General features: G+C 73.6%; 10 protein-coding genes. 4 read left to right on the plus strand and 6 right to left on the minus strand.

What is annotated here, in order from left to right:
• Nucleotides 1–252: 252 nt before the first annotated feature.
• Together ACIG0D_RS04250 and ACIG0D_RS04255 are read right to left on the minus strand one after the other, a co-directional pair.
• The gene (locus ACIG0D_RS04250; protein WP_399796137.1) at nucleotides 253–1848 is read right to left on the minus strand and encodes an acyl-CoA carboxylase subunit beta; all 1596 of its coding nucleotides are present in this window, start codon (nucleotides 1846–1848) and stop codon (nucleotides 253–255) included.
• Between the two features lie 135 nt (nucleotides 1849–1983).
• Entirely contained in the window at nucleotides 1984–2778 is a 795-nt protein-coding gene (locus ACIG0D_RS04255) for a BTAD domain-containing putative transcriptional regulator (protein ID WP_399796138.1), read from the minus strand.
• Between the two features lie 359 nt (nucleotides 2779–3137).
• Here ACIG0D_RS04255 and ACIG0D_RS04260 point away from each other — a divergent pair, with 359 nt between their 5' ends.
• From ACIG0D_RS04260 to ACIG0D_RS04275, 4 genes are all read left to right on the plus strand, one after another.
• On the plus strand, nucleotides 3138–3362 hold the full coding sequence (locus tag ACIG0D_RS04260) for a hypothetical protein (RefSeq protein WP_399796140.1): 225 nt from the start codon (nucleotides 3138–3140) through the stop codon (nucleotides 3360–3362).
• Entirely contained in the window at nucleotides 3359–5602 is a 2244-nt protein-coding gene (locus ACIG0D_RS04265; protein WP_399796142.1) for a TOMM precursor leader peptide-binding protein, read from the plus strand. The genes ACIG0D_RS04260 and ACIG0D_RS04265 overlap by 4 nt, the downstream gene beginning before the upstream one ends.
• 95 nt (nucleotides 5603–5697) lie before the next feature.
• Nucleotides 5698–7035, plus strand: a complete 1338-nt coding sequence (locus ACIG0D_RS04270; RefSeq protein ID WP_399796143.1) for a histidine kinase — start codon at nucleotides 5698–5700, stop codon at nucleotides 7033–7035.
• A gap of 33 nt (nucleotides 7036–7068) precedes the next feature.
• Nucleotides 7069–7677 (plus strand): DNA-binding response regulator, encoded by a 609-nt coding sequence (locus ACIG0D_RS04275; protein ID WP_399796356.1) that lies wholly within the window; start codon nucleotides 7069–7071, stop codon nucleotides 7675–7677.
• 32 nt (nucleotides 7678–7709) lie between these two features.
• On the opposite strand, the gene ACIG0D_RS04280 is transcribed toward ACIG0D_RS04275, so the two are convergent.
• From ACIG0D_RS04280 to ACIG0D_RS04295, 4 genes are all read right to left on the minus strand, one after another.
• A complete protein-coding gene (locus tag ACIG0D_RS04280; RefSeq protein ID WP_399796145.1) occupies nucleotides 7710–8945 on the minus strand; it encodes an acyltransferase domain-containing protein in 1236 nt (411 codons plus the stop codon).
• A 67-nt stretch (nucleotides 8946–9012) separates the two neighbouring features.
• The gene (locus tag ACIG0D_RS04285; RefSeq protein ID WP_399796146.1) at nucleotides 9013–10761 is read right to left on the minus strand and encodes a fatty acyl-AMP ligase; all 1749 of its coding nucleotides are present in this window, start codon (nucleotides 10759–10761) and stop codon (nucleotides 9013–9015) included.
• 133 nt (nucleotides 10762–10894) lie between these two features.
• Nucleotides 10895–11101 carry an acyl-CoA carboxylase subunit epsilon gene (locus ACIG0D_RS04290; RefSeq protein WP_399796147.1) on the minus strand — a complete coding sequence of 69 codons (207 nt, stop codon included), beginning with the start codon at nucleotides 11099–11101 and terminating at the stop codon, nucleotides 10895–10897.
• A 700-nt stretch (nucleotides 11102–11801) separates the two neighbouring features.
• A complete protein-coding gene (locus tag ACIG0D_RS04295) occupies nucleotides 11802–12422 on the minus strand; it encodes a hypothetical protein (protein WP_399796148.1) in 621 nt (206 codons plus the stop codon).
• Nucleotides 12423–12524: the final 102 nt, after the last annotated feature.

The raw sequence follows: 12524 nt of genomic DNA on the forward strand, positions 1-12524 counted from the left end.
GACGCCAGGCGTTACGCCCGCCCCAACTGCTCCGTCACTTCGCGGAGACATCTTCGAGCGCATCGAGCGGACCGTCTGACCCCAACAGTGACGACGCCCCCGTCCCGGACCGCTGCGGGGCGGGGTGTCTCCTTACGTAGCCATCAAGGTAGCCACACAAGCGCCCTCGCTACACGTTTGCACAGGTCATAGCGCTGCAGATCTTCCCCGGCGTACAGCCCGACTCGTCTGCCGCTTCCTGGCGCCGGTCCGTCACATCGGCGGATTCCCGTGCTTGCGCTCCGGCAACGGGGCGTGCTTCGCGCGCAGGATCGCCAGGGAGCGGATGAGGACCGTGCGGGTTTCGCCCGGGTCGATGACGTCGTCGACGAGGCCGCGTTCGGCGGCGTAGTAGGGGTGCATCAGCTCGGACTTGTACTCCTTGATGAGGCGGGCCCGGGTGGCGTCCGGGTCGTCGGAGGCGGCGATCTCGCGGCGGAAGACCACGTTCGCCGCGCCCTCCGCGCCCATCACCGCGATCTCGTTGGTCGGCCAGGCGAAGGAGAGGTCGGCGCCGATGGAGCGGGAGTCCATGACGATGTAGGCGCCGCCGTACGCCTTGCGGACGACCAGGGAGATGCGGGGGACGGTGGCGTTGCAGTAGGCGTAGAGGAGTTTCGCGCCGTGGCGGATGATGCCGCCGTGTTCCTGGTCCACGCCGGGCAGGAAGCCGGGGACGTCGACCAGGGTGATCAGCGGGATGTTGAAGGCGTCGCAGGTCTGCACGAAGCGGGCGGCCTTCTCCGAGGCGTGGATGTCGAGGACGCCGGCCAGGGCGGCGGGCTGGTTGGCGATCAGGCCCACGACCTGGCCGTCCAGGCGGGCCAGCGCGCACACCACGTTGCGCGCCCAGGCCTCGTGGACCTCGAAGTAGTCGCCGTCGTCGACGATCTCCTCGATCACCGCGCGCATGTCGTACGCCTGCTGCGGGTCCGCCGGGACCAGGGAGGTCAGTGCGTCGGTGCGGCGGTCGGCGGGGTCGGTGGAGGGTACGGCGGGGGGCAGTTCGCGGTTGTTCTGCGGGAGGAGGGAGAGGAGGTGGCGGACGTCCTCCAGGCACTCCTCCTCGTCGTCGTAGGCGAAGGCGGAGACGCCGGAGAGCGTGGCGTGCACGTCCGCGCCGCCGAGGCCGTCGTGGGTGATCTGCTCGCCGGTGACGGCCTGGACGACGTCCGGGCCCGTGATGAACATCTGGGAGGTGCCGCGGACCATGAAGACGAAGTCGGTCAGGGCGGGGGAGTAGGCCGCGCCGCCCGCGCACGGGCCCAGGATGACGCTGATCTGCGGGATCACCCCGGAGGCGCGGGTGTTGCGGCGGAAGATGCCGCCGTAGCCGGCGAGCGCGGTGACGCCCTCCTGGATCCGGGCGCCGGCGCCGTCGCTCAGCCCGACGATGGGCGCCCCGGCCGCCTCGGCCAGGTCCATCACCTTGTGGATCTTCTGGGCGTGGGCCTCGCCGAGGGCGCCGCCGAAGACCCGGAAGTCGTGGGCGTAGGCGAAGACCGTGCGGCCGTGGACCAGGCCCCAGCCGATCACCACGCCGTCCCCGTGCGGCTTGCGGTCCTCCAGGCCGAAACCGGTGGCACGGTGCCGGCGCAGCGGCTCGATCTCGGTGAACGTGCCCTCGTCGAAGAGGAGTCGAAGCCGTTCGGGGGCGGTGAGCTTGCCCTTGGCGTGCTGGCGCCGGGTCGCCTCCGGGTCGGGGCCGCGGCTCAGCTCCTCCTTCAGCCGTGTCAGCTCGTCGGTGGAGCGGCGCAGATCGGGTGCGGGCGGCGCGGCGGTGGCGAGGAGTTCGTCGAAGGTCGTCATTGCGGCACCGTAGAAGCCTGTCCTCAAAGGCCTGGGCATGTCTCCTGGAGGACGGCTCGACCGTCGCCGGAACCGGCGTGGCGGGCCGGGGAGGGGGTGGTGCGGTGGGGGGTGGGGAGGTGCGCGGGTGCGGGCTCAGTCCGCCGCGGCGGGGTGCAGGGTGCGCTCCGGGTCGCCGGCCAGGACCGCCTGGTGGAGTTCCTGGAGGGCGTTGGAGGGTTCCAGGCCCAGCTCGCGGACCAGGGAACCACGCAGACGCTGGTACGCCTCCAGGGCGCGCCAGCTTCCGCCGGTGCGGTGCAGGGCGCGCATCAGCTGCCCGCAGAACCCCTCGTGGAGGGGGTGGCGGGCGGCCAGCACCCGCAGTTCGGGTACGACTTCGGCGTGGCGGCCGAGCCGCAGGTCCGCCTCGATGCGCCGCTCCAGCGCCGCGGTGCGCTCCTCGTTCAGGCGCAGTACCTCCAGTTCCAGCACCGGGCCCGCCGGTACGTCGACCAGGGCCGGGCCCTGCCACAGGGCGAGGGCGCGGCGGAGCAGGTCGGAGGCCATGCGGTAGTCGCCGAGCTCGAAGGCGGTGCCGCCGTTGGTGGCGAGCCGTTCGAACTCGTGGGCGTCGACCCGGCCGGGCTGCACCTGGAGCAGGTAGCCGCCGAACCGGGTGACCAGGACGTCCTTAGCGTCGCGCCGCGGGTCTCCGTCGAGTGCGGCGGTGATCCGGCGGCGCAGCTGGAGGACGTAGGTCTGGAGTGTGGTCGAGGCGCTGCGGGGGATGCTCTCGCCCCAGATCTCCTCCATGAGTGTGGGCACCGACACGACACGGTCGGCGTGCAGGGCGAGCAGGGCCAGCAGCTGGCGGGGCTTGGCCGCGCTCGGCACCACTGAGACGCCGCGCTCCTGCGCGGCGAGCGACCCCAGGACCTGGATCTCCATTGGTGTCCTCTCCCCGTCGGGTCACGGCCGCCGGCGTCCCCCGGGCGGCCTTCCGGACTCAGGTTCAGAGGTTCCCATCGCGGACGGGCCGCGGCCCAGTGAGCGACGCACGAGCGTAATCATGAAAATGTCATGGGTCGCCTGTGAGCGTCGCACTGACGGACGCCGGAGTTCCGGCCGCAGACTCTCGACCCAGACGCCGACCGGGTCGGTCCGGCGGCGGTCCCGTGCTCCCTGTGTTTATCGCAGATTCGCCTCACTGCTCGTCCACCGCTCGTCCATCGGGCGTCCATCGGGCGTCCGTCGAGCGTCCGTCGAGCGTCAATCGTCAGCGGCTTGTTCATCTCTTGGGGGTAGGTATGAACGTCACGGAAGCAGACCTTCGCTTCGCGGAACTGGTGGCGCGGACGGGGCTGGAGTCCCCGGCCGGCGGACGGACCGACATTCAACTGGAGGCGGCGCTCGCGCAGTTCGCGCCGGGCGGCGGTCAGGGCATCCGGGTGGAGAGCCTGACCCGGGACGTGACGGACGCCGAGTGGTGCACGTGCATGTCGGTTCTCGCCGCCGCCCGGGTGGGTGCGTGACCGGGGCCCAGTACCCGGCGCACGGCCCGTATGTGGCGCTGAAGCGTCATGTGCGGGCCGTGTCGGTCCCGGGAGAGGCCGTCTTCATGTGGTCCGACAAGGATGTGACTGCCCTGCGGGGCGCGGGCGCCGAGACGCTGGTGTCGCTGCTGGACGGCAGCCGCACCCTTCCCGAGCTGCTCCGCGAGGCCGCGACGGCCATGCCCGCCGCGGAGGCGGGCATGGTGGTGCGGCGCCTGGCCGAGGCGAACCTGGTGGGCTACCGCCACGGGGTGCGGCGTCCCGGAACCGAGTGCCGGCCGGCCGAGGCCTACTGGGACCGGGCCGGACTGGACGGCACCGTCGCCGAGGACACGGTGCGGGGCACGCCGGTGGCGCTGATCGGGGTGGGGGACGTGGACGGCGACGCGCTCCGCGCGGCCTGCCGCGCCTCGGGGATCACCGCGGTCGCGGCGGACGCCGACGCGCCGTTCGCGCTCGTGCTGTGCGACGACTACCTGGCGCCCGAACTGGCCGCCGTGGCGGCCCGGTTGCGCGCGCTGGGACGGCCGTGGCTGCTGGCCCGGCCGTTCGCGACCGAGCCGTGGACCGGGCCGGTCTTCGAGCCGGGCGCGGACGCCGCCTGCTGGACCTGCCTGGCGCACCGGCTGCGCGAACACCGCCGCGGGGAGCTGTCGTTGCGGCGGGCCGCCGGCCTGGACCGGGGCGCGGCCGGCCCGGCGCCCTCGCTGGCCGCGGTACGGGCGCTGGGAGTGCACAGCGCGGTGCTCGAGACCGCCAAGTGGCTGGCCGGGCTGCGGTGTCCGGAGCAGCGCGCGGTCCGGGTGCTGGACGGACTGACCCTGCAGTTCGGCCATCACCCGGTGCGAAGACGCCCGCAGTGCCCGGCGTGCGGAGACCCCTCGCTGGTCGCCGAGCGCACGCGGCGGCCGGTGCGGCTGGTCTCCCGGCCGAAATCCGGGGGAGCGGGCAGCAACGACCGGGCGCTGCCGGCCGGGCAGATGCTGGACCGGTACGGCCACCTGATCGGACCGGTGACCGGCATCGTGACGGACATACGCCCCATGCCGGGGCTGCCGGAGGGGCTGTACGCCTTCGACTCCGGGCACAATCTCGCCCTGCGCGGGCACGCGGCGGCCGGGGTGCGCAGAGTGCTGAGGGCGCGCAGCTCGGGGAAGGGCACGACGGCGACCGAGGCCCGGGTCAGTGCCCTCTGTGAGGCGGTGGAACGTTACTGCGCAGCGCGCCAGGGCGATGAACTCACGATCACCGAGTCGCTGCGCGGCCTCGGCGAGACCGCCGTCCACCCGAACGCCTACCAGCTGTTCCACGAGCGCCAGTACGCCGAGCGTGACCGCTGGAACGCCTCCCACACGGTCTTCCACCACGTGAGCGCGCCCTTCGACCCGGACCTGCCGACCGAGTGGACGCCGGTGTGGTCCCTGACCGCCGGCACCCACCGGCTGCTGCCCACCTCGACCCTGTACTTCGACTCCGCACCGGGCGGCGCCCCGGACGGGCTGTGGGCCGACTCCAACGGCAACGCGGCGGGCAGCAGCCTGGAGGACGCCGTGGTGCAGGGCTTCCTGGAACTCGTCGAGCGGGACGCGGTGGCCCTGTGGTGGTACAACCGGCTCCGGCGGCCGGGCATCGACCTCGACGCCTTCGACGAGCCCTGGCTGGCCGGCCTGCGCGACGCGCTGGACCGGGCGGGCCGCCGGGTCTGGGCGCTCGATCTCACCTCCGACCTCGGCATTCCCGTCGTGGTGGCGGGCTCGCGCGGCGCGGACGGCACCGCCGCGGGGACCGTGTACGGCTTCGGCGCGCACTTCGACCCGCGGCGGGCGCTGCGCCGCGCGCTGACGGAGATGGTGCAGATGCTGCCCGCCGTCGCGGCCGGATCCGCTCCGTGCGTACCCGAACAGCCCTGGATGCGGCCCGATCCCGGCCAACGGGGCCGGACACCCGGCTCCTGGTCCCGGCCCCGCCGCAACGACGACCTCCTCGCCGACGTCGAGGACATCCGCTCCCTGGTGGCGGCGCACGGCATGGAACTGCTGGTGCTGGACCAGACCCGGCCGGACGTCGGGGTTCCGGCCGTGAAGGTGCTGGTGCCCGGCCTGCGCCCGTTCTACGCGCGGTTCGCCCCGGGACGGCTGTACGACGTGCCGGTCGCTCTCGGGCTGCTCGACCGCCCCACCTGCTACGGAGAACTGAACCCCCTACCGTTGATGTTGTAGGCCCGGTGAAGGTGCTGTACAGGTCCCGAACCCGGCATGTGTCGGCTTATAGTTCGGTCACGCAAACTCCCCAATTACGTGCGAGGAGTCGACACATGGCGGGCCGTTTCCGGATTTCGGACAACGTCCTCAAACGCGGCAACGGCTCAGCGGAGGATGGGCGTCCGGGCACCGGGAGAGGCGCGCCCTCCGCTGCGGCGACGGCGCAGGGGAGGTTCCGGGGCGGGGCCCGCGACACGCTCGCCCCGCGTCTCGCCCAGGGCATCAGCGCGGTGGTCTTCTCTGGCTACGGCGTGATCACCCTGCTCAACGTGCACAACGCGGTGTCGGGGACGAGCGCCCTGGCCGTCTGCACGGCCGCGGTGGTGGTGCTCTACGCGGTGCAGGTGATGCTCACCTCGCCCGGGGCGCGCAGATGGTCCACGCGCCGCAAGGCGCTCACCCTCGGTGTCCAGGCGGCCCTCACCATCGGCCCCCTGGTGTGGCTGGGGGTCGCGTGGGGGAGCATGGCGGGACCGCTCGGCGGATCGTTCCTGCTCATCCTGCCCAGCCGTATCGCCTGGCCCTGCTACGCCCTCATGCCGCTGCTGATCATGGGCTGGTCGGTCAGCGAGGGCGTACCCGCCCTGGAGACCGGCTACTTCACCATCTCCACGGCACTGACCGGCCTGGTCATCTACGGCATGACCCGGCTCACCGACCTGGTCCGCGAAGTCCACGACACCCGCGCCGAGATGGCCAGGATGGCCGTCACCCAGGAACGGCTGCGGTTCGCCCGCGACCTGCACGACCTCCTCGGCTACAGCCTCTCCGCGATCACGCTCAAGAGCGAGCTGATCCACCGCCTGGTCCCGGTCAACCCCGAGCGCGCCCGCGACGAGGTCGCCTCGGTGCTCGGGGTCGCCCGGCAGGCGCTCGCCGACGTGCGGCTCGTGGCCAGCGGCTACCGGGACATGTCGCTGGAGGCGGAGGCCGAGTCGGTGGCCGAGGTGATGGCCGCGGCCGACGTCGACGTCCGCGTGGACATCCGGTGCGGCCGGCTCCACCCGCTGGTGGACACCGTGCTCGCCACCGCCCTGCGCGAGGGCGTCACGAATATCCTCAGGCACAGCAAGGTGCAGTCCTGCACGATCGACGTGGCGACGGTGGGGGAGACCGTACGTCTCGACCTCGTCAACGACGGTGTCACCACGGAGAACCAGGCCGGTTCTCCCGACCGGGGCAGCGGCCTGGGCAACCTCGGGGCCCGGCTCGCCGCGATCGGAGGCGAGCTGACCGCGGGCGTCGTCCCGGGCGGCCGGTTCCGGCTGACGGCGGTGGCCCCGGTCGTCCCGGCCAAGAAGGAGGGCGCGGAGATCGTCCCGGCGCGCGGGTATCCGGCCGCCGGCACCGCGGCGAACTGGACCGGGCAGGCGGACAGACCCGCGGTCTGAGCGGTGACGTAGAAATCGGGGGAACGAATGCTCTTGGTGAAGATCCTGCTTGCCGAGGACGTGCACATGGTCCGTGGCGCCCTGGTCGCCCTGCTGGAGCTGGAGCCGGATCTCCAGGTCGTCGCCTCGGTGGACCGCGGTGACCTCATCGTGTCGTCGGCCCTCGAGACGCGTCCCGACGTCGCGGTCATCGACATCGACCTGCCCGGCACCGACGGCCTCACCGCCGCCGCCGAACTGCACGAGCGGGTGCCCGACTGCCGCACCCTCATCCTGACCAGCCTGGGCCGCCCCGGCACCCTGCGCCGGGCGATGGCCGCCCGGGTCTCCGGCTTCCTGCTCAAGGACTCGCCGCCGTCCCGGCTGGCCCAGGCGGTGCGGTCCGTCGCGGCGGGACAGCGGGTCATCGACCCCGAACTCGCCCTCTCCGCCTGGGAGGCACCGGACAACCCGCTCTCCCCGCGGGAGACCCAGGTCCTGCGGCTGGCGGCGCGCGGCGCCGACGCGGCGGAGATCGCGGACCATCTCTTCCTCACCCAGGGCACGGTGCGGAACTACCTCACGGCCATCGTGGACAAGCTCAACGCCCGCAACCGCATCGACGCGATTCGCATCGCCGAGGAAGCCGGCTGGATTCCCTGAGACCCGGTCCCCGGACAGCGGGCCCCCCAGGCTCAGATCTCCGCCAGCGGGCCCGCGTCCAGTTTGGACAGGACGCCCGCCAGGTCCACCGCGTTGGTCTCCGGGCTGCGGCACGCGGCCAGGCACAGCGGGCCGCGGGCGCCGGACATGCGGCGGAGGAACGGGGTGAGGACGGCCTTGGGGCCGATCTCCACCACATGGCTGGGCGCCTGCTGCGCCAGCATGTGGCGGGCCGCGTCCGCGAACCGCACGGGGGCGGTGATCTGCGCGGTCCAGTACGCGGCGGTCAGCGGTTCGGCGTAGCGCCGGCCGTACACCGTCGAGTAGTACGGCAGATCCGGTACGCGGCCGGTCAGATGGCGGGCCGCGGCCTCGAAGCGGGGGGTCACCGGATCCATCAGCGGCGAGTGGAAGGCGTGCGTCACCTGGAGATAGGTGCTGGCGATGCCGACCGCAGCGAGCCGCTCACGGACCCGCTCCAGACCGTCGACGGCGCCGGAGAGCACCGTGGCGCGGGCCGCGTTGAACGCGCCGATTGACACTTGCGGCTCGGTCGCCGCGGCGTCGGCCGCCTCGTACGGGCTGGCGCAGGTCGCCATCATCCCGCCGCCGGACGGCAGATACTGCATATAGGCGCCGCGGTAGCACACCAGCCGGGCCGCGTCGTCCAGGGACAGCGCGCCGGCCACCACGGCCGCCGCGACCTCGCCGGTGCCGTGACCCAGGACGGCCACCGGGCGCACGCCCTCCTCCTCCAGCAGCGTCGTCGCCAGCGCGTACTGCACGGCGAACAGCGTCGGCTGGGTCAGCGCCGTCTGGTGCACCCGGGGATCCCCGTCGAGGATCAGCTCCCGGACCGACCGGCCGAGGTAGGGGCCGATCGCCTCGTCGGCCTCGGCGAGACGGCGCCGGTAGCCGGACAGGGCCTCGTACAGGCCCGCCGTCATCCGGGGGTGCTGACAGCCCTGCCCGGTGAACACGAACACCGCCCGCACCCGCCCGGGGTTGCGTCCCATGCCGTGCCGCATCGCCAGATAGCGAGCGAGGTCGCGGACGGTCGGATGGGCCCAGATGTCCGCCGGGTCGAGCAGCGGACCGAACTCCGCCTCGATGTCGCCGAACAGTCCGAGCAGGGCGACCGAGTCGAGCCCCCACTCGGACAGTTCCTCGTCCTGGTGGACCTCCCGCCGTGCGTACCCGCCGATCCGCTCGGCGAGCCAGGCGGCGAACACCCCCTCGTCGGGGTCGCCCGGTGCCGCTGCGCTCACGTCCTGCCCCTTCCGTTCCCGTTGCCCATCCCGTCACTGTCCCTACTGCTCGCCGGCCACGCGCCGGTCAGCCCCGCGTCCGGCGCGAGGGGCCCGCCGGGCCCGCGAGGTCGTCGGCCAGGTACTGGTACACGGGCCGCAGCCCGCCGCTCAGAAACAGCCGGCGCATCGCGGACCGCTCCACCTTCCCGCTGGTGGTGCGGCGGACGGTGCCCGGCCGCACCAGCAGCACGCCCGCCACAGCCACCTCGAACTCCTCGGCCAGGCACTGCCGTACGTCCTTCGCCAGCTCCGCCAGATCGAGGGTGTAGCGCTGGTGGGTGCGCAACTCCTGGACCACCACGACGCGTTCGCGCTCGCCGGGTACCGAGAAGGCGCTGCCCGTGCCGAACAGGGTGCTGACGCGCTGCACCGTGCGTTCCATGTCCTGCGGGTAGAGATTGCGCCCCGCGACCATGATCACGTCCTTCAGCCGGCCGGTGACGTACAGCCGCCCGTCGTCCAGGGCGCCCAGGTCGCCGGTGCGCAGCAGACCCGTCGTACCGTCGGCCGTGCGGGCACCGAAGCGTTCCGCGGTCGCCGAGCGGTCGCGCCAGTAGCCGTCGGCGACGCTCGGGCCGCCGACCCAGATCTCACCGATCCGTCCGTCCGGCAGCACCTCGCGGGTCTCCGGGTCGACGATCAGCACCCGGCCGGCCGCCCCGGCGGTCGTTCCGCAGGGCACCAGCGTGTGCGTGGCCCGCCCGGGGCGGGGCTCGGTCAGCCGGCCCCGCTCGAGGGCATCGGCGTCGACCGCGCGCTCACCGTCCCCGGCCGGGCCGCCGGACACCAGCAGCGTCGCCTCGGCCAGACCGTACGCGGCGTGCATCGCCTCGGGGCGCAGCCCGGCGCCCGCGAACCGTTCGGTGAAGGCCCGCCGGGTCTCGGCGCGCACCGGCTCCCCGCCGGAGACCGCGACCCGCCAGCCGGACAGGTCGAGGCCCGCCAGCTGCTCGTCGGTGATCTGCCGCACGCACAGGTCGTACGCGAAGTCGGGGGCGCCGCTCACCTCGATCCCGTACCGCCCGATGGCCTCCAGCCAGCGCGCCGGCCGCCGTACGAACGCCTCCGGCGACAGCACCACCGACGTCGCGCCGAGCCACAGCGGATGCAGCAACTGGCCGACCAGCCCCATGTCGTGGTGGAAGGGCAGCCAGCCGCCGATCCGGGACCCGGGGCCCGCCCCGAGCAGCCCCGCCAGCGCTTCCTGGTTGGCGAGCAGGTTGCCGTGCGTGACCACCACGCCGTGCGGGCTGCCGGTGGAGCCGGAGGTGAACTGAAGGTACGCCGGCGTGTCCGGGCCGATCCCGGGCATCCGCCACTCGGCCTGCCCGTGTGCCGCGTCCGCGGCCAGGCACGGGACGGAGCCGTGGCCGTGCCGGGCCAGCAGCCGGGAGATGTCCGGGGCCAGCGCGGCGTCGGTGAGGGCGACACGCGGGGACGCCTGCCGGACGATGCCGGCTACCCGCTCCTCGTGGTGGCTGCGGCCGCCGTACGGGGGAACGGGTACGGCGACGGCGCCCGCGTACAGACACGCCAGGAACGAGACCGCGAACTGGCGCCGGGAGGCGTGCAGCAGCAGCACCGGCTCGCCGGTGGCGCCGTCGGCCCGGAGCCGGCCGGCCAGGCGGCGGGCGGAGGCGTCGAGCGTCCGGTAGGAGACCGTCGCGGTCCGGCCGCGCTCGTCGCTGTCCGGCAGCAGGAGCAGCGCGGCGCGCTCCGGCGTCCGCTCGGCTCTTTCGATCATCAGTTCGGTGAAAGTGCGGTAGTCGCTCACTCGGGACCCCCTGCGTGTCATACGGGCGCGGACGCCGCCCCGTCGCCGGCGTCGGATTCCACCCGGTCTCAGACGGTATGTGCGCCTTCTTGAAGGGCACTCGACCGCTGCTGGGCCGCCCGGCGCCGGGAGGTCAGTGCGACGCCGTCCACCCGACCCGCGGCCGTGGCCGTCGCGACCGCCCCCAGGGAGCCCGCTGCCCCGCGTCCGCACTCCCGTCCGCCTCGTCCTTCGCCCGCAGCCTGGTCAGGAGTACGGCGGTCAGGGCGGCGAGTTCGACATGGTCCGGCCGCCCGCGAACGACGACGAAGGCCGGCTCTGCTTCGGTGGTCTCCTCCATGCGGCGATGCTGCGCCCGCGTACTCGAGAAGCACTCGCGGACGGACGGTGCGGAGGCGCCGACGGGGTCGGCGGGGCCGGCGGGTGGGTGGGGTGGCTCGGTGGCGGGCCGGCACCCGCGCGACCGGCGAGGCGGTGGCCATGCCGCGCTGGGACGCGGCTCGGCGGGTGGGGGAGGCCGGCGGCAGGCCCGGGCTGGGATTCGCCGGGTGAGGTCAGGGGAGAGGTGTCCGGCGCGGCGTGGGGCGGTCTGCGGTGAGGGCGAGTGCGTACGTCGCCGCCGACTGGAAGGACCGGGCGCCGCGCGGGGCGGGCCGGTGCGCCGCCGCGGGTGGCCGGGTGTCGGCCGTGGCGGCGCCATGACGCGGCTCGGAGGGCTGGGGGAACTGCGGCGGCAGCGCGGGCTGGGCTTCGGTGGAAGATGAGGGACGGGGTGGTCCGCCGCAGGGCGGGGCGGTCTGCGGTGAAGGCGGGCGGGCATGTCACCGCCGCCGGCTGGATGGAGGCCATGCCGGTGCCCCGGCACGGGCTCGGGGCAGGGGAGTGCGGGTGTGGTTGGCCCGCAGTGGCCGTGGGCCGGGGTCAGGGGGTGTTGGGCGGGTCCGCAGTGGCCGTGGGCCGGGGTCAGGGGGTGTCGGGCGGGTCCGCAGTGGCCGTGGGCCGGTGCCGTGGGCTGTCAGGGGTGCCGGGCGACCGCGGGGTCAGGGAGTGGTGAGTGGGCGGGCCGGGTCCTCGGTGAGGTGGGCTGTGGCGGCCAGTTTGGCGCGGCGGTCCTGGTAGGCGGCGCCCGCGCGGGTGCGGTCGCAGGCGGTGGCGTCGCGCCACCACAGCAGGCCCGTGTAGACGTACGGGTCGGCCACCGAGCGCAGCAGGTCGCTGCCGCCGAACCCCTCGTCGGCCACGCACTGGCCGACCAGAGAGCCGAAGTCCAGCTCGAACCGCTCGGGTTCGCTCGTCACCACGGCCCGGATCAGCACCAGCCGCGCGGCGTCGGCGGGAGTGCCGTCGACGGTGATACGGCCCACGCTCACCAGGAGTTCGGCCTCCGCGCGCGACTCGCCGGCCAAGCCCCGCGGGCCGGCCGGCGCCCCCGGGTCCTGGTGCACCACCCGCAGCAGACGGTCCAGGCCGGTCCACCGGTCGAGGTGCACATAGCCGCCGGGCCGCTCGGTCAGAGCGGCGGTCACCCGCCACACCACCCCCTTGCGGGTTTCCCGGTACCGGGCGTATTCGAGGAGTTCGCGCTCGAACACCGGAGGAGCCGACGTGGTCGTGAACCGCTCGACCACGGTCAGTTGTGAGTTGCCATCGCGCTGGGACACCGACCGGCCCCCTCCTCGTCCCGGCATGCATGCCTGAAGTCCATCCGACCACAACCCGCTCGAGCCCCGCTCGAGAGCGGCCGCGGGCCGGCCCGCGCGAGA

Origin of the sequence: Streptomyces sp. NPDC052773 (assembly GCF_044547145.1) — a bacterium.
Taxonomy (GTDB): domain Bacteria; phylum Actinomycetota; class Actinomycetes; order Streptomycetales; family Streptomycetaceae; genus Streptomyces.